General features: G+C 76.5%; 21 protein-coding genes. 10 read left to right on the top strand and 11 right to left on the bottom strand.

Features of this window, described 5'->3' with window-relative positions:
• Positions 1-21: 21 nt before the first annotated feature.
• Both ACZ3J7_RS25520 and ACZ3J7_RS25525 read right to left on the bottom strand, forming a co-directional pair.
• Positions 22-3,309: a sacsin N-terminal ATP-binding-like domain-containing protein gene (locus ACZ3J7_RS25520; RefSeq protein WP_465625067.1), complete on the bottom strand. Its 3,288-nt coding sequence runs from the start codon at positions 3,307-3,309 to the stop codon at positions 22-24.
• Positions 3,310-3,472: 163 nt separating this feature from the next.
• Entirely contained in the window at positions 3,473-4,348 is an 876-nt protein-coding gene (locus ACZ3J7_RS25525; protein WP_465625069.1) for a DUF3027 domain-containing protein, read from the bottom strand.
• Between the two features lie 517 nt (positions 4,349-4,865).
• Between ACZ3J7_RS25525 and ACZ3J7_RS25530 the strand changes: the two genes are divergently transcribed.
• The 4 genes from ACZ3J7_RS25530 (at position 4,866) to ACZ3J7_RS25545 (ending at position 8,391) form a co-directional block, all read left to right on the top strand.
• Complete coding sequence (locus tag ACZ3J7_RS25530) at positions 4,866-6,206, top strand: MFS transporter (RefSeq protein WP_465625248.1); 1,341 nt, start codon at positions 4,866-4,868, stop codon at positions 6,204-6,206.
• 109 nt (positions 6,207-6,315) lie between these two features.
• Positions 6,316-6,846, top strand: a complete 531-nt coding sequence (locus tag ACZ3J7_RS25535) for a hypothetical protein (RefSeq protein WP_465625071.1) — start codon at positions 6,316-6,318, stop codon at positions 6,844-6,846.
• 11 nt (positions 6,847-6,857) lie between these two features.
• The gene (locus ACZ3J7_RS25540) at positions 6,858-7,538 is read left to right on the top strand and encodes a futalosine hydrolase (RefSeq protein ID WP_465625073.1); all 681 of its coding nucleotides are present in this window, start codon (positions 6,858-6,860) and stop codon (positions 7,536-7,538) included.
• Between the two features lies 1 nt (position 7,539).
• The gene (locus ACZ3J7_RS25545; protein ID WP_465625075.1) at positions 7,540-8,391 is read left to right on the top strand and encodes a 1,4-dihydroxy-6-naphthoate synthase; all 852 of its coding nucleotides are present in this window, start codon (positions 7,540-7,542) and stop codon (positions 8,389-8,391) included.
• Positions 8,392-8,398: 7 nt separating this feature from the next.
• Here ACZ3J7_RS25545 and ACZ3J7_RS25550 read toward each other — a convergent pair whose 3' ends face one another.
• A complete protein-coding gene (locus ACZ3J7_RS25550) occupies positions 8,399-8,782 on the bottom strand; it encodes a cold-shock protein (RefSeq protein ID WP_014137515.1) in 384 nt (127 codons plus the stop codon).
• A 360-nt stretch (positions 8,783-9,142) separates the two neighbouring features.
• On the bottom strand, positions 9,143-10,276 hold the full coding sequence (locus ACZ3J7_RS25555; RefSeq protein WP_465625077.1) for an alpha/beta hydrolase: 1,134 nt from the start codon (positions 10,274-10,276) through the stop codon (positions 9,143-9,145).
• A gap of 193 nt (positions 10,277-10,469) precedes the next feature.
• Here ACZ3J7_RS25555 and ACZ3J7_RS25560 point away from each other — a divergent pair, with 193 nt between their 5' ends.
• Positions 10,470-10,724, top strand: coding sequence for a hypothetical protein (locus ACZ3J7_RS25560; protein ID WP_465625079.1), 255 nt, complete (start codon positions 10,470-10,472; stop codon positions 10,722-10,724).
• A 6-nt stretch (positions 10,725-10,730) separates the two neighbouring features.
• Here the strand turns inward: ACZ3J7_RS25560 and ACZ3J7_RS25565 are convergent, their stop codons facing one another.
• Positions 10,731-11,336, bottom strand: a complete 606-nt coding sequence (locus ACZ3J7_RS25565; RefSeq protein WP_465625081.1) for an HAD family hydrolase — start codon at positions 11,334-11,336, stop codon at positions 10,731-10,733.
• A gap of 116 nt (positions 11,337-11,452) precedes the next feature.
• Between ACZ3J7_RS25565 and ACZ3J7_RS25570 the strand changes: the two genes are divergently transcribed.
• The gene (locus ACZ3J7_RS25570) at positions 11,453-12,487 is read left to right on the top strand and encodes an ABC transporter substrate-binding protein (RefSeq protein WP_465625083.1); all 1,035 of its coding nucleotides are present in this window, start codon (positions 11,453-11,455) and stop codon (positions 12,485-12,487) included.
• A gap of 34 nt (positions 12,488-12,521) precedes the next feature.
• Here the strand turns inward: ACZ3J7_RS25570 and ACZ3J7_RS25575 are convergent, their stop codons facing one another.
• A complete protein-coding gene (locus ACZ3J7_RS25575) occupies positions 12,522-13,466 on the bottom strand; it encodes a hypothetical protein (RefSeq protein ID WP_465625085.1) in 945 nt (314 codons plus the stop codon).
• 157 nt (positions 13,467-13,623) lie between these two features.
• Between ACZ3J7_RS25575 and ACZ3J7_RS25580 the strand changes: the two genes are divergently transcribed.
• Complete coding sequence (locus ACZ3J7_RS25580) at positions 13,624-16,116, top strand: helicase-associated domain-containing protein (protein WP_465625087.1); 2,493 nt, start codon at positions 13,624-13,626, stop codon at positions 16,114-16,116.
• A 50-nt stretch (positions 16,117-16,166) separates the two neighbouring features.
• Here ACZ3J7_RS25580 and ACZ3J7_RS25585 read toward each other — a convergent pair whose 3' ends face one another.
• The gene (locus ACZ3J7_RS25585) at positions 16,167-16,451 is read right to left on the bottom strand and encodes a hypothetical protein (RefSeq protein ID WP_465625089.1); all 285 of its coding nucleotides are present in this window, start codon (positions 16,449-16,451) and stop codon (positions 16,167-16,169) included.
• Between the two features lie 171 nt (positions 16,452-16,622).
• Here ACZ3J7_RS25585 and ACZ3J7_RS25590 point away from each other — a divergent pair, with 171 nt between their 5' ends.
• Positions 16,623-18,257, top strand: coding sequence for a DUF2079 domain-containing protein (locus ACZ3J7_RS25590; protein WP_465625091.1), 1,635 nt, complete (start codon positions 16,623-16,625; stop codon positions 18,255-18,257).
• An 83-nt stretch (positions 18,258-18,340) separates the two neighbouring features.
• Positions 18,341-19,972, top strand: coding sequence for a DNA repair helicase XPB (locus ACZ3J7_RS25595; RefSeq protein WP_465625093.1), 1,632 nt, complete (start codon positions 18,341-18,343; stop codon positions 19,970-19,972).
• A 16-nt stretch (positions 19,973-19,988) separates the two neighbouring features.
• Here the strand turns inward: ACZ3J7_RS25595 and ACZ3J7_RS25600 are convergent, their stop codons facing one another.
• On the bottom strand, positions 19,989-20,153 hold the full coding sequence (locus ACZ3J7_RS25600; protein WP_376049741.1) for a hypothetical protein: 165 nt from the start codon (positions 20,151-20,153) through the stop codon (positions 19,989-19,991).
• Positions 20,154-20,467: 314 nt separating this feature from the next.
• On the opposite strand from ACZ3J7_RS25600, the gene ACZ3J7_RS25605 reads away from it, so the two are divergent.
• On the top strand, positions 20,468-22,582 hold the full coding sequence (locus ACZ3J7_RS25605; RefSeq protein ID WP_465625095.1) for a HelD family protein: 2,115 nt from the start codon (positions 20,468-20,470) through the stop codon (positions 22,580-22,582).
• 131 nt (positions 22,583-22,713) lie between these two features.
• Here ACZ3J7_RS25605 and ACZ3J7_RS25610 read toward each other — a convergent pair whose 3' ends face one another.
• From ACZ3J7_RS25610 to ACZ3J7_RS25620, 3 genes are all read right to left on the bottom strand, one after another.
• Complete coding sequence (locus ACZ3J7_RS25610; protein ID WP_465625097.1) at positions 22,714-23,400, bottom strand: copper homeostasis protein CutC; 687 nt, start codon at positions 23,398-23,400, stop codon at positions 22,714-22,716.
• A gap of 71 nt (positions 23,401-23,471) precedes the next feature.
• Positions 23,472-24,449, bottom strand: coding sequence for a hypothetical protein (locus ACZ3J7_RS25615; protein WP_465625099.1), 978 nt, complete (start codon positions 24,447-24,449; stop codon positions 23,472-23,474).
• Positions 24,446-24,790: a PadR family transcriptional regulator gene (locus tag ACZ3J7_RS25620; RefSeq protein WP_465625101.1), complete on the bottom strand. Its 345-nt coding sequence runs from the start codon at positions 24,788-24,790 to the stop codon at positions 24,446-24,448. Before ACZ3J7_RS25620 ends, ACZ3J7_RS25615 begins: the two co-directional genes overlap by 4 nt.
• Positions 24,791-24,807 lie beyond the last annotated feature (17 nt).

A 24,807-nucleotide genomic window follows, 5' to 3' on the forward strand; every position in this document is an offset into this window, starting at 1 on the left:
CTCCGGCGGGCAGCCGGCCCGTCACTCGTAGTCGCGCGCCGCGAGCAGCTCGTACGCCCGGTCCGGTTCGGTGAGCGCGGCGAGGACCTCGAAGCGGCGGTGCCACTGGTGGACCGACCAGGCGAGGCCGGCCGCGAGGCCCTCGGGGGTGGCGGCGTGCAGCAGGCCGGGGACCGGCGGGACGTCGAACTCGTCGTCCTCGTCGGCCGCTTCGGTCTCCTCGGGGTCGTAGGGCAGTTCGGGGGCGGTCGCGGCGGTGTCCCAGCGCCAGGCGACGTGCGCCTCCTCGCCGTCGGGGCCGACCACCAGGAGCTCCTCGTGCTCCTCGTAGACGGCGGGGCAGCCGGGCAGCAGTTCGCGGACCACGGCGGGGGTGCGGTGCAGGGTGCCCTCGGACAGGACGCGGCCGCCGGCCACCTCGCTGGCCAGCGAGACGTGCAGGCGTTCGGCGAGGGCCGGGGCGAGCAGCGGGTGGACGGGCAGCACCGCGTGGTCGTGCAGGAGTTCGACCAGGTCGGGGGCGTCAGCGACGACCGCGTGCGCGGCGTCGACGATGACGGTGCGGTCGTCCCGGCGGCCGGTGGCGTCGTCGAGCGGGGCCAACGCCCGCACCACGTCCAGGGGTTCGACGCGTTCGGCCGGCAGGGCGGCCAACAGGCTGTAGATGCCGTGGAGTTGGCGGTGGCTGACCTCGGAGAGCGGGTCGGTGAGCCGGTCGATCAGCTCGTCGGGGCCGTGCGGTTCGGCGAGCAGCGCGTTCAGCGTGGTGCGCACGCCCAGCGCGTGCAGGAACTGCGGGTCGAGGTCGGTCCGGGCCTCGTCGTAGAGGCCGCGCAGCAGCGGGTCGGCGCCGGCGGCGCGCAGCCCGGCGGGCTCGCGGCCGTCCAGGACGGGGTGGTCGCGCAGCCACCAGGCGGTGTACGAGGGCAGGTCGGTGTAGCTGCCGTCGGGCAGCAGGGTGCGCACGGGCGCCACCACGGCGTCCCGGTACGGGGGCTGGGCGAGCAGGGCGAGGGCTTCGGGCCAGGCGTCGTCGGCGACCAGGTCGAGGTCGCGGACGGCGAGCAGTTCGGCGGCGACCAGCGGGAAGCCCAACTCCCCGGCGTCGTCGGCGTGCAGGGATTCGAGGGCGTCCTCGCACCACTCGGCGAGGCCGTCGGGGGCCTCGTCGATCAGGCCGGTCGGGCTGCCGCCGGCGGCCCGGTCGGCGGGGGCGGTGGGGTCGAGGCGTTCCAGGTCGTCGGGGTCGAGGACGACGTCCTCGGCGCGGACCAGCGTGAAGGCGGTGAGCGCGCCGGTCGCGGCCAGCACCTCGGGGCCCCAGCGCTCCAGCAGGTCCTCGTCGACGAAGGCGGCCTCGTCCTCGTCCACCAGGTGGGCCAACGGGCTGTCGGGGAGCAGGAGTTCGCCGGCCCGGGCGAGTTCGCCCTCGTCGTCGGGGAGGGCGAGGCGGGCCAGCCAGGGGTGTTCGCCCACGGCCGGGGCGGCGGCCCTGACCAGGGCGAGGACGGCGTCGGCGAGGTCGACGGCGGCGTCGTAGTCGTCCTCGCCGGTCTCCAGCGAGCGGGCGACGGCGGCCCGCACCTCGGGGGTGTCCAACACGCCGGCGGGGGTGGCGGTGGCGGCGCCGAGCCTGGCGAGCAGCGGGTGCGCGGCGTCGGGGTGGGCCAGGCGCAGGTCGAGCAGGTCGAGGGCCTCGGCGAGGGACTCGGGGTAGCCCTCGTAGCCGGCCCAGTCGGCGGCGTCGGAGGGCAGCAGGACGCGGCGCGGCCCGGTGACGGTGCGGCCGTCGGCGAGCGGCACGGGCAGCGCGCCGAGGGCCTCCGGGTCGGCGCCGGCCAGCGCCGCGTACAGGCTCCGCCACCAGGCGGGTTCGCGTTCCAGGCCGCCGAGTTGGTCGACCACCTCGGCGAGCGGGGTGCGGCGCACGCCGAGGGTGCGCAGTTCGGTGCGGCGCTCCAGGCCGGCCGGGAGCAGGCCGGGGAAGATCGGGGCGAGCGCCTCGACCACCGAGTGGTCGGCGCCCTCCAGCACGACGGCGTCGCGCGGGCGCAGCGCGGGGGTGCCCTCCTCGGTGCCGGGCGGGTGCGGCAGGAAGGGCGTCTCGGGCAGGCGCCGCAGCACGGCGGCGCGCAGCGCGTTGTCGAGGGCGCCCTGGCCGAGCGGGGCGGGCACCAGGTCGAGCGAGCCGAGGTCGGCGCCGCGGGCGCGCAGCAGTTCGGCGTAGGCGTCGGCGGCGCGCTCGGTGAGGAAGTCGGTGAGCGGCCCGGGCGCGACGTGCCGCCGGGTCGGGTCGAGCGGGTACGAGGCGATCAGCAGCGCGGGGACGCCGAGCGGTTCGTCGCTGGGCGTGGGGGCGTGCAGCACGGGGGTGGTGCGCGGGCGCTGCGGGCGGCCGTCCCCGTCGACGGGGACGGCCCAGGTGAGCGTCCAGTGGGGGCGGGCGCGTTCCTCGGTGGTGCGGTCGGCGAGCAGCTCGGGGGCGGCGGTGCCGGCCGCGCTGACGGTCTGCCAGGTGGTGGCGAGCCCGTCGTCGGTGATGGTGACGGCGGGCAGTCGTTCGGGGCGCGGCGGGTGCTCGGTGCGGGTGAGGGTGCGGACGCCCTCGGGGGTGTCGACGATCACCTCGGCGAGGCCGGGCAGGGTCAGCAGCAGGGCGTCGTCGACCTCGGCGAGCAGGCGGCGGGTGAGGTCCTCGGCGGCGGCGTCGCGCAGCGGCAGGACGACCACGGTGTGGTAGCCCTCGGGGGCCTCGCCCTCGGCCGGGAACGGCACCCGGAGCACCGGCAGGTGGCCTTCGCGCCGGGTCAACTCCCCGGCGAGCTGCGGGATGTCGGCGATCAGCGCGCGGGCGTCGGTGAGCGACCAGCGGACGCCGCCGGTGTGGCCGAGCACGGCGGGCTCGTCGCTGACGGCGAGCACGGCGGCGAAGCCGACGCCGAACCGGCCGACCACCGCCGGCTCGTCCTCGCGCTTGGCGGAGGCCCGCAGGGTGGAGAGCGAGGCGACGCCGGCCGCGTCCAGCGGGGCGCCGGTGTTGGCGGCGGCCAGCACGCCGTCGCGCAGGGTGAGGCGGAGCCGTCCGGTGGTGCCGGCGCGGGCGGCCGCGTCGGCGGCGTTCTGGGCGAGTTCGACGATCAGCCGGTCCCGGTAGCCGCCGAGCGCGAGCTCCTCCTCGGCGTTGGCGTCCTCCCGGAACCGGGCGGGCGCGGCCGTCCACGCCGCGAGCACGGTGTGCCGCAGCCCGGCCGTGTCGAAGACGTCCGACTCCTCGGGGGACGCCGCACTGCCGATGATCCGAGACTCCACGTGCCGAGCCGCCCTTCGCGTGGTCTGCGTACGAGTCGGCATTCTGCCAGGGGACTGCGACGGTCCGCGCACAGCGGGTCACCCGCCCGCGGGGCCGCGACGGCCGACGGGTCACCGTCTCCGTCGCGGCCCCGCGGGGCGGGCCCGGTGCCGGGGCGTGCGCTCAGGCGTGGCCGAGTTCCTCGGCGGGCGCGTCCGGTTCGACCGAGCCGGAGGCGCGGTCGGGGTGCAGCGGCAGGGGTTCGACGACCGTCTCGTCGAGGATCAGCTCGCTGGGGACGGGCGGGGCGGGCAGCACGGCGGCCTCGGAGTGCGCGCCGCAGCCGTAGGCGAGCGAGACGACCTGGCCGTCGGCGGGGCCGAACTCGTTGCCGCAGACGCCGAACGCCTGGCCGAGCGAGCCGCCGATCGGGACGAGGAAGCCGCAGGTGTCGCAGGAGGCGGGGGCGGACTGCGCCATCGGCGTCTGCGGGCCGTACGCGGTCTCCCAGCGTTCGGCGGCCTGGTGCAGGCCGTGCCGGGAGAGCACCCGGGGGCGGCCGAGGCCGAGCTCCTCGGCGATCGCGCCGATCTCGGCGCGGGCGGGCACGGGCTGGACGCCGTCGGCGGGGACCTCGTCCTCGTCGGCCTCGGCGAGCGCCGAGTTGGGGGCGGGCTCGTCCTCGCCGGTCCAGCCGGGCTCCAGGCGCAGGTCGTCGGCGCCGGTGGGCAGCAGGTCGCCGGGGCCGAGGTCGCCGGGGCGCAGGCGCTCGCTCCACGGCACCCACTGCGGGGCGAGCACGGCGCCCTCGCCGGGCAGCAGGGCGACCTCGTCCAGGGTGACGTTCTTGGCGCGCGGGGCGCGGGCGACGGTCACCGCCCAGTGCCAGCCGCGGTACGCCGGGTCGAGGCACTGGAAGGTGTGGGTGACGACGCGCTCGGCGTCCGCGCTCGCCTTCACGTGGGGGCCGACGACGGCCTCTCCGACGCTGTCCACCACTGCCTGGCGGGCGAGGTCGACGGCCTCTGCACAGAGCCGGTCAGGGGTACGGCTTCGCATCGCAGTACTCACGGCGTCGGTTCTCTCCCAGTCCTGTCATCCTGCGGCCCGCTGACGGCGCCCGGTACGCGGGCCCGCGCCGGGCGGCCGCTGCCACGTCTCCGGGGCGGCCCCCGCGAGCACGGGGCCGGTCCATTCTGCTCGACCCGGAGCCTCTCCGGGGCCGGGCCGCGCCGCCCAGGTCGGCCACCCCCCTGCGGGAGGCCGGGCATGCGCGTAGTGCAGGCTACCCGCCGGTCGGTGGTGCAGCACAGTCCGGGCCCCGGGGGCGGGCGCGCCGACGCCCGGACAATCACTCGTTAGGTCGGCGATTCTCGGGCAGGATGGGTGTGTGGCGGAGGAGATCCCGCCGCGGCGCGGACCGGGTTCCGAGCAGGCCGAGGGCCGTTCGGGGGCCTCCGCCGTGTCGCGGCAGCATCCTGTGGCCCCCGGCGAGCCGGAGGCGGGTGCCCCCTGTCCGACGCCCCGTCAGGACGTCCCGTCCACCGAGAAGACGGAGCCCACCGGCACCCCGACGGTGAAGGCGCGCGGCTTCTGGGCCCGGGCCGCGTCGGGGGCGGGGGTCCGCACCGGCCGGGTGGTGCACGGGACGGGCCGGCGGATCCGGCGGGCGACCTCGGCGGAGGGCGCGGGCGAGTCCGGCCTGGCGAAGCTGATCGAGCTGCACGCGCTGAACTCGTTCGGCGACATGCTGATCACGGTGGCGCTGGCGTCCACCATCTTCTTCTCGGTGCCGACCGGCGAGGCCCGCGGCCGGGTCGCGCTGTACCTGCTGATCACGATGGCGCCGTTCGCGGTGCTCGCCCCGGTGATCGGCCCGCTGCTGGACCGGCTGCCCAACGGCCGCCGGTCGGCGATGGCGATGTCGATGCTGGCGCGGGCGGTGCTGGCCTGGGTGATGGCGGGGGTGGTGACCGGCGGCGGGCTGGCGCTGTACCCGGAGGCGCTGGGCGTGCTGGTGGCGTCGAAGGCGTACGGGGTGGTGCGCAGCGTGGTGGTGCCGCGGCTGCTGCCCGCCCGGCTGTCGCTGGTGAAGGCGAACTCGCGGGTGACGCTGGCGGGTCTGCTGACCACGCTGGTGGCGGGCGGGGTGGGCGGGTTGCTGCACCTGCTCGGGCCGGCCTGGCCGTTGCGCGGCGCGTTCGTGGTGTTCGTGATCGGCACGCTGATGGCCTTCCACCTGCCGCACCAGGTGGATTCGGCGAAGGGCGAGCAGCGCGCGGAGCTGCACTCCGAGCCACAGGAGGTGCGGCCGAAGGGGGTGCTGCGGGCGGTCGGGCCCTCGGTGGTGCTGGCGCTGCGCGGGGTGGCGGCGCTGCGCTGGCTGGTCGGGTTCCTGGTGATGTTCCTGGCGTTCCTGATCCGCCGGGAGCCGCCGGGCGGCCTGCCGGGGACGGTGGCGCTGGGCATCGTCGCGGCGGCGGCGGGCCTGGGCAACGCGCTGGGTTCGGTGCTGGGGTCGTGGCTGCGCACCCGGGGTTCGGAGGTGACGGTGACGGCGGTGCTGGCGCTGGCGACGGCGGCGGCGGGCGCGGCGGCGCTCTGGTACGGGGTGGTGACGGTCGCGGTGGTGGCGGGCGTCGCGGGGATGGCGGCCTCGCTGGGCAAGCTGGCGCTGGACGCGCTGATCCAGCGGGACGTGCCGGAGGCGGTGCGGACCTCGGCGTTCGCCCGGTCGGAGACGGTGCTGCAGCTGAGCTGGGTGGCGGGCGGCGCGGTGGGCATCGCGCTGCCGCTGAACGCGGTGCTGGGGCTGACGGTGGCGGCGTCGGTGATGACGGTGATGCTGCTGTGGACGTTCCGCTCGCTGCTGCGGGTCGGCCCGCGCGGTTCGGCGGCCCGCCCCCGGGTGGCCTGACCGGGCGGCCCGCCCGGGGGGTCCGCGGCACGCCCGCGCACGGCCTAACCTCGGGCGACTCGGGCACCCCGGCGTCACGTGATCACGGAAGGCGAGTAGCCTCTTGCCCATGAGCCTCAGCACCCGTGCCATCGCCGGTATCGCCGGCGTCGCCGTCGTCGGCGCCGCCGCCCTCGGTACCGGTATCTACTGGGCGAGCGACGCCGGCAAGCCCCGCGAGAACGTGGCCACCATGGTGGTCGGCACCTCGTCCACCACCGCCGCCCCCGCCTGCTACAACGACGGCAAGCCGATCGAGCAGTCCGCGATCAACGCCTGCCTGAAGGCGGCCGAGGCGGCCGGCAAGGACGACAAGCTGCCGATCCTGGACGTCCGTTCCAGCGACCAGGTCGGCATCGGCGTGCCGAAGGACCTCGCGAAGAAGGGCTGGTTCGCCTTCACCGACGGCGGCTCCGCCCAGTCGCAGAGCGACACCACGATCATCACCAACGGCCGCGGCACCACGTTCTCCGGGACGGTCCCCGCGCACACCGTGATGTCGGCGACCGACAAGACCTCGGTGACCGTGGCGATCCGGGACTCGGAGACCAACGACTTCTACGCGATCTGGTTCTTCGAGCTGAAGAACAAGAACGACTGACCCTCCGGTCGATGACCGCTGAGCGCACCGACGAGCAGCCCGGCCCCGCCGCCGGGCTGCTCGTCGTCGTCGCGGTGGAGGCGGAGGCCGAGGCGGTCCGGCGCGGGCTCGGCCCGGGGTCCGGGGCCGTGGTGCTGGCGGCCGGGGTCGGCCCGGCGGCCGCGGCGGCGGGGACGGCGGCGGAGCTGGCGGCCGGCCGGTACGGGCTGGTGCTGTCGGCGGGCATCGCGGGCGGTTTCGCGCCCGCCGCGCCGCTCGGGTCGCTGGTGGTGGCGGACGCCGTGCTGGCGGCCGACCTGGGCGCCGAGACGCCGGACGGCTTCGCGGACGTCACCGAGCTGGGGTTCGGCACCGTCCGGCACCCGGTGCCGCCCGGGCTGGTGTCGGCGCTGGCCGGGGCCACCGGCGGCGCGGTCGGCGAGGTGCTGACGGTCTCCACGGTGACCGGCTCGGCCGTCCGCGCGGAGGCGCTGAGGCGGCGTCACCCGAGGGCGCTGGCCGAGGCGATGGAGGGTTTCGGGGTGGCCGAGGCGGCCGCCCGCCGGGGGCTCGCGGCCGGCGAGCTGCGGGCCGTGTCCAACGCCGTCGGGCCGCGCGACCGCGCGTCCTGGCGGATCGGCGACGCGCTGGCGGCCCTGGAGCGGGCCTTCGCGGCGCTGCCGCCGCCGTCCGTCCTGCTCAAGGAGGTCTGAGATGGCCCAGCCGCTCAGCGTCGCGTACTCGCCCTGCCCGAACGACACCTTCGTCTTCCACGCCTGGGCGCACGGCCTGGTCCCGGGCGCGGCCGCGCCCGAGGTGCGGTTCGCCGACATCGACGTCACCAACGGGCTGGCCGAGCGCGGCGAACTGGACGTCCTGAAGATCTCGTACGGGCAGCTGCCCTGGGTGCTGGACGAGTACGCGCTGCTGCCGTGCGGCGGCGCGCTGGGCCGGGGCTGCGGGCCGCTGGTGCTGACGGCCGGTCCGCTGGCGGCGGCGGAGCTGGCCGGGCGGCGGGTGGCGGTGCCGAGCGAGCGCTCCACGGCGTACCTGCTGTTCCGGCTCTGGGCGGCGGAGGCCGTGCCGGGCGGGTTCGGCGAGATCGTGGTGCTGCCGTTCCACGAGATCATGCCGGCCGTCCGGGACGGCCGGGTGGACGCCGGACTGGTGATCCACGAGGCCCGGTTCACCTACCAGCGCTACGGCCTGCACCGCCTGGCCGACATGGGCGAGGCCTGGGAGACGGCCACCGGCCTGCCGATCCCGCTGGGCGCGATCGTCGCCCGCCGCTCGCTGGGCGCCGAGCGGCTGCGCGAACTGGCCGACACCGTCCGGGCGTCGGTGCGCGCCGCCTGGGCCGACCCGGCGGCCAGCCGGGCGTACGTGCTGGCGCACGCCCAGGAGATGGACCCGGACGTCGCCGACCAGCACATCGGCCTGTACGTCAACGAGTTCACCGCCGACCTCGGCGAGGAGGGCTACGCGGCCGTCCGCGGCCTGCTCACCCGGGCCGCCGGGCAGGGACTCGTCCCCGCCGTCGACCCGGGCGCGCTGGCGTTCGACTGAGGGCCGCTCAGACGTCGAACTGGTCGGCGATGGCGCGCAGCACCATGGCGATCTTCTGCCCCTCCGGCTTGCCCGGGTAGCGGCCGCGCTGCAGGCCGGGCAGCACGCTGTCCAACTTGGTGATCAGGTCCTGGACGATCGGGGCCATGTCGTCGGCGCTCTTGCGCTGGGCGGCGGCCACCGAGGGCAGCGCGTCCAGCAGTTGGACGCTCATCGCCTGGTCGCCGCGGTGCCCGGCGGCGACGCCGAACTCGACCCGCTGGCCCGGCCGCAGCGTGGTGACGCCCGCGGGCAGCGCCTTGGTGTGGACGAAGACCTCGCCGCCGTCGTCGCGCGACAGGAAGCCGTAGCCCTTCGTCTCGTTGAACCACTTGACCTGGCCGGTGGGCATCTCGAACAGTCCTCTGGTATCGGGTGCGTGCGGCCACGTCGGGCCGCGGATGGATGTGCGGGCGGGCGCCCCGAACGGGCGGCCGGTTTCGCTCAGTGGAGCAATGATCCCTCAGCGTTCACCGGAACGGCGAAGGGATTCCGGACCCGGGCGCGGCCGTGCCTCGCGCCTGCTGCGCCCTCCACTGGCCCACACCCCCGATCCGTACCGGGCGGGCGTTCGTGGGCCATCCGTCAGGCCCGCCCGCGCGATGGCTGCATACCCGGCCCCGGCGCGGGTCGAAACTCCTTGCGCGCACGGAGTTGCGCGCTGTGACGCGCGGCCGGTCAGGAGGGGTCGGGAAAGCGCCCGGACGGACGGTCAGGCCGGGTCGGCGAGGTGCTCGGAGAGCCAGCCGAGCGAGGCCGGGAGCATCCGGGACCAGGTGCCGAAGTTGTGGCCGCCGTGGTCCAGGGTGATCGCGGAGACCTTGGTGGCGGTGCCCCTGGCGGCGGCCCGGAACCGCTCGGTCTGCTCGTGGTAGTCGCCGTCGCCCTCCCGGCTGCCGCCGACCAGCAGCGCGGTCGCGGGCGCGGGCAGGTGGGCCAGGCGCCACTCCAGGTCGGCCTGGTCGCGGCGGCCCTGGTCGCCGCCGAACAGGTCGCCGGTGGTCGCGTCCTCGGCGGCCCGGTAGTAGCCGGACAGCGACACCGCGGCGGCGAACACGTCGGGGTGGCGCATCGCCAGCTTCAGCGCGCAGTACCCGCCGGTGGAGTTGCCGATCACCCCGAGGCTGCCCGGGCCGTCCGCGATCCGGTACGAGGCGCGCAGCGCGGCGGGCACGTCCGCGCTGAAGTACCGGTCGGCCTGCGGGCCGTCCGGCACGTCCTCGCACTCGGTGTCGCGGGGCATCGCCGGCGAGGGCCGCATCAGCACCAGCACGGTCGGCTTGGCCCTGCCCTGCTGGGTCAGCTTCAGCTGCACGGACGGGTAGTTGAGCTTGCCGACCAGGTTCCTCGCGTCGCCGGGGAACCCGGTGATGGCGATCGCGGCGGGGAACCGCCTGTCCTGGTAGGCGGGTTGGAAGTACTCGGGCGGCAGGTAGACGTAGCCCTCGGTGGCCAGGCCGGTGCTCGCGCCGGGCAGCCGGACCTTCTCCAGCCGGCCGGACTGCTCGGGGGCCCGGCCGGTCGCACCGGTGTCGCGGACCTGCTCGGCGGAGAGTGCCTGGACGGCCGGGGCGCGGCCCAGCAGTTGGCTCTGGATGGTCACCGGTTCGTTCGTGCCGGTGCCCAGCAGGTCGTCCCAACTGCTGTAGAAGGCGAAGGAGTTGTTGGCCAGCAGGGCGAGCGTGCAGAGCACCGAGAACTGGGTGGCGACGATGGTGGCGAGCCGCCCGAGCACCGCCCGCCAGCCGCGCCCGGCCAGCCGCGGCCACAGCCGCACGGTGCCCGCCACCAGCAGCACCGACAGCAGCGCCGACAGCGCCAGCACCTTGTGACTGGTCAGCCCCATACCGCCGCCGCTCCCCGTTCGACCGTTCCGTGTTCTCTCCTGATCATCAGCATGCCTGAGAGATTCCTGGGAACCCTGAGCGTCCAGTCGGAGCGCGCGCCGCCGCACCCCCGCCGATCGGAGGGGGCGCCCGGCGGGGCGGTGGGAGAATCGGGGGGAACGACCCGCGGCCCGCGTGAATGGAGTGGTGAGAGTGAGCGACCGGTCGAGCGACCCCGGCGACCTGCTGGTCCGCGTCGGCGGCATCGTGTTCGGCGTCGGCATGCTGTCCGTCGTCGCGGTCTTCGTGCCGTACGTCTTCGACCTGCCCCGGCTGCCGTGGGGCGCCTACTGGCTGGCGATGCTGATGCCGCTGGGCCTGCTGGTCGCCCTGGGCGGGCTGTTCGCCACCGCCCGGGAGAACACCCGGCGGCGGCGCGCCCGGCAGGCGGCCGCCGCCTCGGGCTGAACCGGCTCAGGCCAGGTGGCCGGCCAGCCAGGCCGGGAACTCGGTGAGGTCGCGCAGCACCGCGTCCGCGCCCGCCGCGGTCAGCTCCGCCGGGCCGTACGGGCCGGTGGCCACCCCGACCGCGACGGCGTCGGCCGCCCGGGCGCCGCGGATGTCGCCCAGGTGGTCGCCGACGTAGACGCCCACGCCGTGCGCCCGCAGCGCCTCGCCCTTGGTCTCCGCCCACAGGTCGCCGACCAGCGCGTCCACCTCCAGCCCGAAGCTGTCCAGGTGGCGGCGGGCGTTCGGCTCCCACTTGCCGGTGATCACCACCACCCGGCCGCCCGCCGCCCGGACGGCCGCCACCGCGGCCAGCGCGCCCGGCAGTTCGAGGGTCGGCGCGATGGCGTGCTCCACGTACAGCTCGCGGTAGCGGTCGGCGACCGCCGCCACCCGCTCCGCCGGGAACCAGTGGGCCAGCTCGTGCGCGAGCGGCGGGCCGAGCCGGCTGACCGCCAGGTCGGCGTCGATCACGGTGCCGGTCTCGGCGGCCAGCACCTGGTAGGTGGCCTTGATGCCGGGACGGGTGTCGAGGAGCGTCATGTCGAGGTCGAAGCCGACGGTGAGAGCCATGCCGCCAGCCTAGGCCCCGCCGGACCTGCGCCTTCCGGCCGGAAAAGCCGGGCCGAACGCCCCATTCCGGACATACTGGCGGCATCCCGTCCGCGCCCCGCCGCAGGAGGTCCCGGGTGCCACCCCCGCTGTCCCGCCGCGCCGCCCTCGCCGGACTCGGCGCCGCCCTGCTGGCCGGCTGCGGCCCGCGCGTGCTGCCCCCCGGCGGCGTCCAGCCGCTGCCCGAGAACGCCGACGGCACCGCCGCCGCCACCGGCCCGGGCACCCCGACGCCCGTCCAGCCCAGCCCCGTCCCGCGCCCCGACATCACCCTGACCGACGCGGACGGCCCGGTGACCGTGCCCGGCGGCGCGATCCGGGTGGTCACCCTGGACACCGCCGAACTCGACTCCGCGATGACCCTGGGCATCACCCCCGTCGGCGCCGCCAAGGCCCCGCTGGACGCCGCCCTCCCCGCCTACTGGCCCGCCTCCCGCCTGGCCGAGGTCACCGTGGTCGGCGACATCGGGGCCGCCCCCGACACGGCGGCGATCGGCGCGCTGCGCCCGCAACTGATCCTGGGCAACCGGACCCGCGACGCCGCCCACGCCACCGCCCTCCGGGCCACCGCCCCCACCGTCCTGACCCGGACCACCGGCGCGTCCTGGAAGGACGACTTCCGCCTGCACGCCACCGCCCTGGACCGGCGCGAACAGGCCGCCGCCGTCCTCGCCGCCTACGAACGCCACCTCGACCAGGCCCGCCGCGCCCTCTCCTCCGCCGGGGCCGACCGGCAGCGGATCAGCCTGGTCCGGTTCGTCGAGGGCTCCCCCACCGTCCGGCTGTACGCCCGGCAGAACTTCCCCGGCAGCGTGCTCGACGACCTCGGCCTCCCCCGCCCCGACCCGCAGAACGCCGACCGCTTCGCCACCGAGACCGCCCCCGACCAACTCGCCGCCGCCGACGGCGACCTGCTGCTGTACGCGGGCTACGGCGACCCCGCCCGCAACGGCCTCACCGCCGCCCTCGCCTCCCCCGCCTGGCACAACCTGGCCGCCGTCCGCGCCCACCGCGCCTTCCGGGTCGACGACCAGCTCTGGTTCCAGGGCATCGGCTACACCGGCGCCCACTTCCTGATCGCCGAACTGCTCCACCTCCTCGGCGCGGACTGACCCCGGCCCCCGCCGCCGCCACCCGCCCCGGGCGTCAGCCCCGGCGGCGGCGCAGGGTCAGCACCAGCACGAACAGCGCCGTCAGGACCGCCGCCACCCGCAGCACGCCCGGGGCGGCCGCCCAGGTGGCGGCGCCCGCGTCGGTGCCGGGGGTCAGGGCGCTGCCCCAGCGGCCCTTCTCCCGGCCCCAGTTCCACACCGACGTGCCGGTCACGGTGACCAGCGGGATGCCCAGGACGGCGAACTTCTTCATCAGGTCGGTCCAGCCGCGCGACAGGTAGGCCGCCGCCCAGCCGATCAGCATCACCAGCAGCATGCCGGTCACCGCCCCGGCCAGCAGCAGCCCGGCGCCCAGCAGCAGCAGCGGCGCGGGCTTGCGGCCGCCCGTCGCGGCGGGCGCGGCCGCCGCCGGGGGCTCGGGGGCGGCCTTCGGGCGGCCGAGCAGCGCGCCGAGGACGATCCGGCCCAGCCCGGGGCGGGGTCGTTCGGGCTCCGGCGCGGGTTCCGGTTCGGGTTCCGGCTCCGGTTCGGGCTCGGGCTCGGGGGCCGGTTCGGGCTCGGGCTCCTGGACGTCGAAGTACCGGGCGGTCCAGCCGAGTTGGCCGACGCCGAAGTCCGTGGCGCCCGGGTCCTCCGCGTACCGGAACGCCTCCTCGGCCTCGGCCGGCAGCGAGGCGGGCCGGGCCGGACGGGCCGGCGGCACCCGCGGCGCGGGCGGCACGGCTGGCGCGGGCGGCACGGACGGCTTCTCCAGGCCCACCGTCGGCGGGACGGACGGGGCGTCGGGAACCCCGGGCGCGGCCGGCTGCCGGGGCAGGTACACGCTGTCCGACCCGTCCGCGGCCGACCCGTCCGCGGCCGACCCGCCCGCCGAGCCGTCCGCCGCGCCCTCGCGCCACCACGAGCCGTCCGCCATCGCCCCGCCACCCGCCCTCACGTCCACGAACCCGCCGCCCACCGAGACGGTACCCACCCGCACCCGCCCGAAGCGAGCCCCGACCGGCCCGGCGCACGGCCCGGTGCGCGGGCGCCCCCTCGGGAGGCACGCGCCCGGCACCGCCGGGCGGAGACCGGTTCGCCCCGAGTTCCGCCGCTGTTCTGGGCCCGGACGGGAGGCGTTGACTAGTCTGGACCGGATGACCGCACCGCAGAGCGCGCCGCGCGCCACCCGCGCCACCGCCCCCCGCACCCTGGCCGAGGAACTCCGCGGCCGGGGCGACGAGGCCGTCGCCGCGCTGCTCCGGGCCCGTCCCGACCTGCTCAACCCGGTGCCGACCGACCTCGCGCAGCTGTCCGCGCGGCTCTCCAGCCGGGCGTCCGTGCTGCGCGCCCTGGAGCGGCTGGACCGGTTCACCCTGCAGGTCGCCGAGGCGCTGGCCGCCGCCCCCGAGGGCGCCGCCGACACCGCCGTGCGCGGCCTGCTGACCGGGCCCGCCCGGGTGAAGCCGCACCCCGGGGCCGAGCCGGTGGACCGGGCGGCCGTCACCGCCGCGTTCCCGGCCGCGCTGGCCCGGCTGCGCGAGCAGGCCCTGCTGTGGGGCCCCGACTCGGCGCTGCGCCTGGTGCTGGCCGTCCGCGAGGCGCTCGCGCCCAGCGCGCTCAACCCCGGCCGGACCGGTCTCGGCCCGACCTTCGCCGAGGCCACCGCCGGCATGTCGCCCGCCCGCCTGCAGCAGCTGCTGGCCGGCACCGGCCTGCCGCCCACCCCCGACCCGGTCACCGCCGTCGCCGCGCTGACCGCGCTGCTCGACGACCGCAAGCGGCTGGGCGCCCTGCTCGACCAGGCCCCGCCGCCGGCGCACGGCCTGCTGGAGCGGCTGGTGTGGGGCCCGCCCACCGGCACCGTGCCGGACGCCGCCCGGCAGGTCACCGCCGAGGAGGCGCGCGGCCCGGTCGAGTGGCTGCTCGCCCGGGGCCTGCTGCTGCCGTCCAGCCCGACCTCCGTGGTGCTGCCCCGCGAACTGGCCCTGCACCTGCGCGGGGGCCGCACCCACCGCGCCGTGCACCCCGTCCCGCCCGCCGTGGAACCCGTCGTCGCCCGCGACCCGGCGACCGCCGACCGCACCGCCGCCGGGCAGGCGGCCACCGCCGTCCGCACCGTCGAGGAGCTGCTGGAGGCCTGGAGCCTGACTCCGCCGCCCACCCTGCGGGCCGGCGGCCTCGGCGTGCGCGACCTGAAGCGGGCCGCCGTCCTGCTGGAGGGCACCGAGGCGGACGCCGCGTTCTGGATCGAGCTCGCCCACACCTCGGGCCTGCTCGCCCCCGACGGCGAGGTCGACGAGGTCTGGGCCCCGACACCCGCGTACGACCAGTGGCTGCAGCAGGACACCGCCGACCGCTGGGCGCTGCTCGCCCGCGCCTGGCTGGCCGCCACCCGGGTCGGCCGGCTCGCCGGCACCCCCGACGGCAAGGGCCGCCCGCGCGCCGCGCTCGGCCCCGAGCTGGACCGCACCCTCGCCCCGTCGGTGCGCCGCGCCGCGCTGGACCGGCTCGCCGAGCTGCCGCCCGGCACCGCCGCGTCCGCCGCCGCGCTGCTGCCCGCGCTGCGCTGGCACCGGCCGCTGCGCGGCGGCCCGACCGGCGCCGACGGCCACGACCTGCGCGACCACCTCACCGACTGGACGCTGCACGAGGCCGAGCTGCTCGGCGTCACCGGCCGCGGCGCGCTCGCCGCACCCGCCCGGGCGCTGCTGGACGGCGCCGACCCGGTGCCCGTGCTGGCGCCGCTGCTGCCCGAGCCGCTGGACCACGTGATCCTGCAGCCGGACCTGACCGCGGTCGCCCCCGGGCCGCTGCTCACCCCGCTCGCCCAGGCGCTGGCGCTGGCCGCCGACATCGAGTCCAAGGGCGGCGCGACCGTCTACCGGTTCACCCCGGACTCGGTGCGCCGCGCGCTGGACTCCGGGCGGACCGCCGCCGACCTGCGGGCCTTCCTCGGCCAGCACTCCCGCACGCCCGTCCCGCAGCCGCTCGCCTACCTGATCGACGACGTGGCCCGCCGGCACGGCATCCTGCGGGTCGGCGCCGCCTCGTCCTACCTGCGCTGCGACGACCCGCGGCTGCTGGAGGAGATCCTGGCCGACCGGCGGGCCGCCGAGCTGCGGCTGCGGCTGCTCGCGCCGACCGTGCTGGCCGCGCAGGCCGGGCCGGAGACGCTGCTCGGGGTGCTGCGCGCGATGGGCTACGCGCCCGCCGCGGAGTCCGCCGAGGGCGACGTGGTGGTCACCCGGCCGGACAGCCGCCGCACCCCGCCGCGCACCCCGCCGCTGCCCGTCCCGGACGGTCCGGCCCGCCCGGACGACGCCCTGCTCGCCGCGGCGGTCCGCGCCATCCGGGCGGGCGACCGGGCGGCGACGGCCGTCCGCAAGGACCAGGTGGCGGGCCCCGCCGCGCACACCGCCGTGCCGCGGACCGCCGCCGCCGACACCCTCGCCTCGCTGCAGACCGCCGTGCTGCTGGGCGAGCGGATGTGGATCGGCTACATCAACGCGGAGGGCCTCTCCTCGCAGCGCGTCATCGACCCGGTGAAGGTCGAGGGCGGCTTCGTCACCGCCTACGACCACCTCTCCGACGAGGTGCGGACCTTCGCCCTGCACCGGATCACCGGCGTCGCCGAGGTCGAGGAGTAGCACCCCGGCCGTGCCCCGGCCGTGCCCCGCCCCCGTGCCGCGCGTGCCGCCTACTTGCCGCCGGCGGCGTGCTTCGCGTCCTCCTCGGCCTTCTGCTTCTTCGCCTCGTCGACGATCGCGTGCGGGTCCGGCATCTTCGGCTCGACGCCGGTCAGCAGGCCGGTGCCGGTGAACGCGACGGTGCCGATCAGGCCGCCGGGCTGGCCGATGTCGGCGACCTGGTCGAGGGCCATGGCCTCGGTGTCGGCGGCGTGGGCGGGCGCCGCCCCGAGGGCGGTGGCGAGGGCCGCGCCGGAGAGCGCCAGGCCGGCCAGGATGCGGTTGGGCTTGATCATGCCCTGTCCAACGAGCGGGCGGTCCGCGGGTCACTGGTGCGGCGGGCCGGGCTCCGCTTCCCGGTGTGCCGGAACGTCCTCGCGCCCGGCGGTTAGACTGCGCAACGACCGGGGGTGGTCTGGCCCACCCGTGCCCACCGGGCCTCGTCGGCCCCCGACAGGACCGAAGCCGTGACCACTACCTCCGCCCTGCAGCCGCCCGCCTCGCGTGGGACGGCGGGCCGCGCGCACGGGGTCCGGCTGTCCTCCCGCCGGGTCCGCACCCTCGCCCTCACCCTGCTCTGCTTCGCGGCCTGCCTGGCGCTGGGCCTCCAGCAGTGGACGTCGCTCCAGCTCGGCGGCTTCGACCTGGGCATCTTCGACCAGGGCGTGCGCGGCTACGCGCACTTCGAACTGCCGGTGTCGACGCTGAAGAGCGTGCACCACGAGTTCCCGCCCGGCTTCTCGCTGCTGGGCGACCACTTCTCGCCGGTGCTGGCGCTGCTCGCCCCGCTGTACTGGATCTGGGACGACCCGCGGATGCTGCTGGTCGGCCAGGCGGCGCTGTACGCGGCGGGCGTCCCGCTGGTGCGCCGGATCGCCACCCGGGCGTTCGCCGACGCCGACCAGCGGGTCCGCACCCGGGTGCGGGACGCCGCGGCGCTGGTGTACGGCCTGGGCTGGCCGCTGCTGATCTCCTCCCGGGGCGGCTTCCACGAGGTGGGCTTCGCCGTCCCGCTGTTCCTGCTGCTGTTCGAACGGGCGGGGGCCCGGCGCTGGGGCGGGGCCGCGGTCGCCGCGCTGCTGCTGTGCGCCACCAAGGAGGACGTCGGCCTGGCGGTCGGCGCGTACGGCGCGGTGCTGCTGTGGCGCGAGCGCGGACGCGGACGCGAGCACGGCGGCGAGCACGGCGGCGCGGACCGGCGGGCGAAGCAGCTCGGCTGGACGCTGCTGCTCGGCGGTCCGCTGGCGAGCGCCGTCGAGATCGCCTACCTGATCCCGGCGATGGGCGGCGTCCCCGGCTACTACTGGAACTACACGCAGCTCGGCGCGGACGGCGGCGAGGCGCTGCGGCACGTCCTGGGCAACCCGTGGCTGCTGGTCGAGTCGGCGTTCTCCAGCCCGCTCAAGCCGATCCTGCTGACCTGGCTGGTCGCCACCACCGCCGCGCTCCCGCTGCGCTCGGCGACCTCCTTCGTCGCGCTGCCGCTGCTGGCCGAGCGGATCCTCTCCGACAACCCCAACCACTGGTCGATCGCCCGCCACTACGACGCCTTCCTCTGGCCGATCCTGGTGACCGCCTCGATCGAGGCCCTGGGCGTCCTGTGGTCGCGCGGCAGGCACGAGCAGGCCCGCCGGCTGGGCACCGCCGCGGCCGCGCTCTCGCTCGCCGCGGCCGCCGCCCTCGGCCTCTACCACCTGGCCGTCCCGTACGAGTGGCAGCCGAAGGCCCCGACCGCGGCGCTGGCCCGGGCCGCGGGGCTGATCCCCGACGGCGCGACCGTGGAGGCCGACAACCAGATCGCCCCGCGCCTGACCAACCGCACCCGGGTCGTCCTCGCCGACGGCACCCCGCGCGGCCAGGAGTACGTCATCCTCCGCTACACCCAGCGCGCCTTCCCCTTCCAACGCGACCCCGAGCAGGCCCAGTACCGCGCCCTCCTGCTGGCCAACGGCTACCGGGAGCTCTTCGACCAGGACGGCGTCACCCTCCTCCACCGCACCGGCACCGCCCCCGTCCCCGGCACCCACCTCCCCGGCCCCGGCTCCACCCCGTACCAGGAGGTCATCCCGCCGGACGTCGGCCACAACTTCTTCCTCGGCTGACCGGCCCCCGACCGGCCCGCCCCGGCCGCCGCGCCGATGCGGCACACTGGAGGTTTGGCCCGCGCGGAAGGGGATGCACAGGCGTGAACGGACCGCTGATCGTGCAGAGCGACAAGACGCTGCTGTTGGAGATCGACCACCCCCAGGCGGCGGAGTGCCGGCGGGTGATCGCGCCGTTCGCCGAGCTGGAGCGGGCGCCGGAGCACGTGCACACGTACCGGGTGACGCCGCTGGGGCTGTGGAACGCGCGGGCGGCGGGGCACGACGCGGAGCAGGTGGTGGACGCGCTGGTGACGTACTCGCGCTACCCGGTGCCGCACGCCCTGCTGGTGGACGTCGCGGACACCATGGGGCGGTACGGGCGGCTGCAGCTGCAGAAGCACCCGGTGCACGGGCTGGTGCTGACCACCACCGACCGGCCGGTGCTGGAGGAGGTGCTGCGCTCGAAGAAGATGGCCCCGCTGGTGGGGGCCCGGGTCGACCCGGACACCGTGGTGGTGCACCCGTCGGAGCGCGGGCAGGTCAAGCAGGTGCTGCTGAAGCTCGGCTGGCCGGCCGAGGACCACGCCGGGTACGTGGACGGCGAGGCGCACCCGATCGACCTGCGCGAGGACGGCTGGCAGCTGCGCCCGTACCAGCGGCACGCGGTGGACGGCTTCTGGCACGGCGGCTCGGGCGTGGTGGTGCTGCCGTGCGGCGCGGGCAAGACGCTGGTGGGCGCGGCGGCGATGGCGGAGGCCAAGTCGACCACGCTGATCCTGGTGACCAACACCGTCTCGGCCCGGCAGTGGAAGCACGAGCTGGTGAAGCGCACCTCGCTGACCGAGGACGAGATCGGCGAGTACAGCGGCACCCGCAAGGAGATCCGCCCGGTCACCATCGCCACGTACCAGGTGATGACGACCAAGCGGAAGGGCGTGTACGCGCACCTGGAGCTGTTCGACGCCCGCAACTGGGGCCTGGTGGTGTACGACGAGGTGCACCTGCTGCCCGCGCCGGTGTTCAAGTTCACCGCCGACCTGCAGGCCCGCCGCCGGCTCGGCCTGACCGCGACGCTGGTGCGCGAGGACGGCCGGGAGGGCGACGTGTTCTCGCTGATCGGCCCGAAGCGGTTCGACGCCCCGTGGAAGGAGATCGAGGCGCAGGGCTACATCGCGCCCGCCGACTGCTGCGAGGTCCGGGTGACGCTGACCGACTCGGAGCGGCTGGCGTACGCGACGGCCGAGCCGGAGGAGAAGTACCGGTTCTGCTCGACCACGGCGACCAAGCGCCGGGTGGTGGAGCGGCTGGTGGAGAAGCACGCGGGCGACCAGACCCTGGTGATCGGCCAGTACATCGACCAGCTGGACGAGCTCGGCGAGGCGCTCGACGCCCCGGTGATCAAGGGCGAGACCTCGAACGCGCAGCGGGAGAAGCTGTTCGACGCGTTCCGGTCGAAGGAGATCGGCGTGCTGGTGGTCTCGAAGGTCGCGAACTTCTCGATCGACCTGCCGGAGGCCACCGTCGCGATCCAGGTCTCGGGCACCTTCGGCTCCCGCCAGGAGGAGGCCCAGCGGCTGGGCCGGGTGCTGCGCCCGAAGGCGGACGGGCACGCGGCGCACTTCTACTCGGTGGTCGCCCGGGACACCGTCGACCAGGACTTCGCCGCGCACCGCCAGCGCTTCCTGGCCGAGCAGGGCTACGCCTACCGGATCGTCGACGCCGACGACCTGTAGGACGCGGAGGGGTCGGCTAGAGCTTGACGCCGTCGCGCCCGAGGAACAGGACGCGCGCGGCGGTGTCGAGCACGATCCCGACGTTGCGGACGGCGTTGGCCACCGGGTGGCGGCGGCGTTCCTCGGCCCGGTGGGCACCGTGGACGCCGTTGGCCTGCGGGTTCACTCGTTCGGTCGTCATGTCTCCACGGTATGTTCACGAGCCGGTCGGGCACATCGGCCGAAAGACCCGGGGCCGGGGCGGCCCGTCTCGTCCTCCGGGCGTACCCGCCCCCCACCCCGGTACCAGGGGGAACCCCGGGAACCGCGACGGAAAAGGATTCGCCCCCGGACGGCGCCGGGTCTAGGATCGTCCGTCTGCCCCTCCCGAACCGTGGTGCCAGTGCCGTCGGCAGCCGTGGGAGTACCGGCCGCTCGGCAACCGGCCGGTGTCCTTCACCGTGAGCCAAGACGAGTCCGCCGCCCCCTCCAGCCGGGCGGCCGGGAAGGTCCGCCGTGCACTCCCCCACCTCCACCGAGGCCGAGGCCACCCCAGCCGGAGCCACCAGCGCCACCGCCACCACCGCCAGCGCCAGCGCCACCGATCCGCTCGGCCGCGAACGCTCCCACCTGGCCGCCTCCCGGGCCGCCCTGAAGGCGATGCGCGAGGACGTCGAGGCGCTCGACCTGCGCGACGTCGCCGGCACCTGGGTGTCCGCCCAGGTGCTGCAGAAGCAGGTGGACGAGCGGATCAGGGCCCTCGCCGACCTCGCGCACACCCCGCTGTTCTTCGGCCGCCTCGACTACCTGCACGCGGTCAGCGAGGCCGAGTCCGAGGGCGGCGGCGGCGAGCGCTTCTACATCGGCCGCCGCCACGTGCACGACGCGGACGGCGACCCGATGGTGATCGACTGGCGCGCCCCGGTCTCCCAGCCGTTCTACCGGGCCAGCCGCACCGAGCCGATGGACGTCGCCAAGCGCCGCCGCTTCGGCTACACCGGCGGCGACCTGACCGCCTACGAGGACGAGAACCTCTCCGACCCGGACGAGGCCGACAGCCGCTCCGCGCTGCTCGCCGCCGAGATCGAGAAGCCCCGCGTCGGTCCGATGCGCGACATCGTCGCCACCATCCAGCCCGAGCAGGACGAGATCGTCCGCGCCGACGTCACCGGCACCGTCTGCGTCCAGGGCGCCCCCGGCACCGGGAAGACCGCCGTCGGCCTGCACCGCGTCGCCTACCTGCTGTACGCGCACCGCGAGCGGCTGGCCCGCACCGGAACCCTGGTGGTCGGCCCGAACCGCTCCTTCCTCCAGTACATCGAGCAGGTGCTGCCCGCGCTCGGCGAGCTGGACGTCGCCCAGGCCACCGTGCAGGAGCTGGTCGGCCACGTCGAGGTCCGCGGCACCGACAGCGCCGGCACCGCCCGGATCAAGGGCGATGCCCGGATGGCCGCCGTCCTGCGCAACGCCGTCCGGGCCGGGATCACCCTGCCCACCGAGCCCTGCGTGGTGGTCCGCGGCTCCCGGCGCTGGCGGGTTCCCGCGTACGAACTCGAAGAGATCGTCCGGGAGTTGATGGCCCGCGAGATCCGCTACGGCGCCGCCCTGGAGGCCCTGCCGCAGCGCATCGCGCACGCCGTCCTGGTCAAGATGGAGCAGGGCGGCGAGGCCCCCGACGACCGGGTGCAGGACGCCGTCGCCCGCAACGCCGCGGTCAAGGCCACCGTCAAGGCGTGCTGGCCCGCCGTCGACCCGGTCAAGCTGGTGCACCGGCTGCTCAGCGACCCGGGGTTCCTCGCCACCGCCGCCGACGGGATCCTGGACGGCGAGGAGCAGGCCGCCCTGCTCTGGGCCAGGCCGCCGCGCTCCGCCCGCACCGCGCCCTGGTCCGCCGCCGACGCCGTCCTGATCGACGAGGCCGCCGACCTGGTGCACCGCACCCCCTCGCTGGGCCACGTCGTCGTCGACGAGGCCCAGGACCTCTCCCCCATGCAGTACCGGGCCGTCGGCCGCCGCTGCACCACCGGCTCCGCGACCGTCCTCGGCGACCTCGCCCAGGGCACCACCCCGTGGGCCACCGGCAGCTGGCCGGAGGCCCTGCACCACCTGGGCAAGGACGGCGCGCACGTCGAGGAGCTCACCCAGGGCTTCCGCGTCCCCGGCGAGGTCATCGCCTACGCCTCCCGGCTGCTGCCCGCGATCGCCCCCGGCCTGGCCCCCGCCACCTCCGTCCGCGACCTGCCCGGCTCGCTCGCCCTGCGGCACGTCCCGGACGGGCTCGACGCCGCCGTCCTGGACGCCTGCCGGGCCGCGCTGCGGCACGAGGGCTCGGTCGGCCTGATCGCGGCGGACGCCCGGATCCCGGCCCTCGCCGAGGCGCTCGGCGGCGCCGGGCTGCCCTTCCTCGACCCTGGCACCGAGACCACCGCCGAGGCCCGCCTCACCCTCGTCCCGGCCTCGCTCGCCAAGGGCCTCGAGTACGACCACGTGGTCCTCGACGAACCCGCCGCGATCGTCGCCGGCGAACCCGACCACCGCACCGGCCTGCGCCGCCTCTACGTCTCGCTGACCCGCGCGGTCTCCGGGCTGACGGTGCTCCACGCGGAGCCGCTGCCGGCCGAGCTGGGCTGACGGGCGGACGGACGCCTGGCGGGCGGGCGGAGACGGACGGCCGCCAGGCGCCGGGCAGGATCGCGACGCAGGACGGCGCAGCGCGCCGTCGAACGATCCTGCCGGGTGCCTGGCGGCCGCCCGCCGCCGGTTCAGCCCCCGATCAGGGCCCGCCACTCGGCGACCTTCGCCGGGTCGACCGCACCGGCCCAGCCGCCCGCGCGGACCGCGCCGCCGATGTGGAAGGCGTCGAGGCCCGCGGCCAGCAGCTCGGGGACGTGCTCGGCGCGCAGGCCGCCGCCGACCAGGATCCGCTGGCGGTAGCCGGGCTCGCCGGCCTTGGCGAGCTCGCCGACCAGCACCTCGCGGCCGGCGTCGACGCCGGCCGCCGCGCCGGAGGTCAGGAAGGTGTCGAGGCCGGGCAGGTCGGCGACGGCGGCGCGGACCTCGGAGCGGTCGGCGCTGTGGTCGATCGCCCGGTGGAAGGTCCAGCGGCAGCCGTCGACGGCCTCGGCGACGGCCCGGGTCGCGGCCAGGTCGACCGCGCCGTCCGGGGTGAGGAAGCCGAGCACGAACTCCTCGGCGCCCTCGGCCCGCAGCGCGGCGGTGCGGGCCAGCAGCGCGTCGAGGTCGCCCGGGGTGAACCCGTCGCGGACGCGGAGCATGACGCGCAGCGGGATGCCGACGGCGGCGCGGATCGCGGCGAAGTCCTCGACCGACGGGGTGAGCCCGTCGGCGGCCATGTCGGTGACCAGTTCGAGGCGGTCGGCGCCGCCCGACTCGGCGGCCCGGGCGTCCTGGGGGGTCAGCGCGATGACTTCGAACATTGGTCTAGACATATTCGACAGCCTGCCACATCGACCGGTTCCGGGCGAGCCCCCGCCGCCGTTCGGCCGCGCTTCCTCCCCCGTTAGCGTCCCGTTCGTCCCGTTACCGCCCCGGCCGGCGTCCGCCGCCCGCCCTGACGGCCCGCCAGCACCCGCCCGGCCAGCCACAGCCCGCCCGCGCCGACCGCCGTCAGCGGCGCCAACCGCCAGACGCCGCCGACCTCCTCCCAGAGGCTGAACAGGCTGAACCAGGCGGTCAGCGGCAGCACCGCCAGACCGACCGCCGCGGGCAGCAGCCGCCCCCGGGCGGCGCACAGCACCAGCAGCAGCAGCGGGGCGAGCAGGAGCAGCGGCGGCAGCCAGTGCTCCATCAAGTACCAGCTGCTGTAACCACCGTGGGCCCGCGTCACCAGCAGGCCCGCGCCCGCGCCGACCGCGACCAGCAACCGGCCCGGCCGCTCCAGCAGCTCGGCGGGGGCGGCCAGGACCATCGCGCCCGCGGCCAGGTAGGGCAGCAGGGCGGTGGCGTCCAGGAGCAGCAGCCAGCCGTCGGGGGCGACGACCGCCGCGACGGCGAGCCGGACGGCGCCGAGCAGCACCACCGTCCCGGCCAGCGTCCGCGCGGCCCGCCAGGCGCCGAGCGCCGCGGCGAGGGCCAGCAGCACCGGCACCACGGTCAGGCCCAGCAGCGCGAGACCGTCGGGCAGCTGCTGCCACGGCACGTCGAACCCGGCCCGGGCCACCGCCCCGACCCGCCAGAACCGCATGTCGCCCGGCAGCGCCACCTGCCCGGCCAGCGCCCCGGCCAGCAGCGGGGCGGCGACGGCCAGCAGCCGGCCGCCGAGCGCGGTCGCGGTGAGCCCGGTGCGCAGCCGCAGGCCGTACGCGGCGAGGTCCAACGCCTCGCGGACGGTGGCGAGGCGGCCGGCTCCGGCGGTGGTGTCGGCGAACACCTCGGCGAGCTCGGCGCCCCGGTCCCGGCGGTAGCGCGCGGGGTACAGCGCGAGGACGGTCCGCAGCGCCACGCCGCTGCGGTGCCCGCCGGGAACGACGGCGCTCACGCGGTGACCCCCCGGGGTGCGCCGGCCCCGCCGAGCCGGCGCTGCGCCTCGGCCGCGACCGAACGCAGCCGCTCCGCCTCGGCGGCGAGCAGCTCCCGCCCGCCGTCGGTCAGCGCGTACGTCCGGCGGGCCCGGCCGTCGACGATCTCCTCCGCGGCGACCTCGATCAGGCCCTGCTGGAGCAGCCGGTCGAGCGCGCCGTACAGGGTGCCGGTGCGCATCCTCACCCGGCCCCCGGAGATCGCGTCGACCTCCTGGATCAGCGCGTACCCGTGCCGGGGGGCGTCCGCGAGGGCGGTGAGCAACAGCAGGGTGGGCTCCTGCAGGGCGCGTTCTGTCATACGACTACATATATCGT

Source organism: Kitasatospora sp. NPDC015121 (assembly GCF_055562955.1).

What these genes read in the sequence shown, in the direction of transcription:
- ACZ3J7_RS25525 (WP_465625069.1), bottom strand. Translation starts at nt 4,348, where the DNA reads ATGCGAAGCCGTACCCCTGACCGGCTCTGTGCAGAGGCCGTCGACCTC.
- ACZ3J7_RS25535 (WP_465625071.1), top strand. Translation starts at nt 6,316, where the DNA reads ATGAGCCTCAGCACCCGTGCCATCGCCGGTATCGCCGGCGTCGCCGTC.
- ACZ3J7_RS25540 (WP_465625073.1), top strand. Translation starts at nt 6,858, where the DNA reads ATGACCGCTGAGCGCACCGACGAGCAGCCCGGCCCCGCCGCCGGGCTG.
- ACZ3J7_RS25545 (WP_465625075.1), top strand. Translation starts at nt 7,540, where the DNA reads ATGGCCCAGCCGCTCAGCGTCGCGTACTCGCCCTGCCCGAACGACACC.
- ACZ3J7_RS25550 (WP_014137515.1), bottom strand. Translation starts at nt 8,782, where the DNA reads ATGCCCACCGGCCAGGTCAAGTGGTTCAACGAGACGAAGGGCTACGGC.
- ACZ3J7_RS25555 (WP_465625077.1), bottom strand. Translation starts at nt 10,276, where the DNA reads ATGGGGCTGACCAGTCACAAGGTGCTGGCGCTGTCGGCGCTGCTGTCG.
- ACZ3J7_RS25565 (WP_465625081.1), bottom strand. Translation starts at nt 11,336, where the DNA reads ATGGCTCTCACCGTCGGCTTCGACCTCGACATGACGCTCCTCGACACC.
- ACZ3J7_RS25580 (WP_465625087.1), top strand. Translation starts at nt 13,624, where the DNA reads ATGACCGCACCGCAGAGCGCGCCGCGCGCCACCCGCGCCACCGCCCCC.
- ACZ3J7_RS25585 (WP_465625089.1), bottom strand. Translation starts at nt 16,451, where the DNA reads ATGATCAAGCCCAACCGCATCCTGGCCGGCCTGGCGCTCTCCGGCGCG.
- ACZ3J7_RS25600 (WP_376049741.1), bottom strand. Translation starts at nt 20,153, where the DNA reads ATGACGACCGAACGAGTGAACCCGCAGGCCAACGGCGTCCACGGTGCC.
- ACZ3J7_RS25610 (WP_465625097.1), bottom strand. Translation starts at nt 23,400, where the DNA reads ATGTCTAGACCAATGTTCGAAGTCATCGCGCTGACCCCCCAGGACGCC.
- ACZ3J7_RS25620 (WP_465625101.1), bottom strand. Translation starts at nt 24,790, where the DNA reads ATGACAGAACGCGCCCTGCAGGAGCCCACCCTGCTGTTGCTCACCGCC.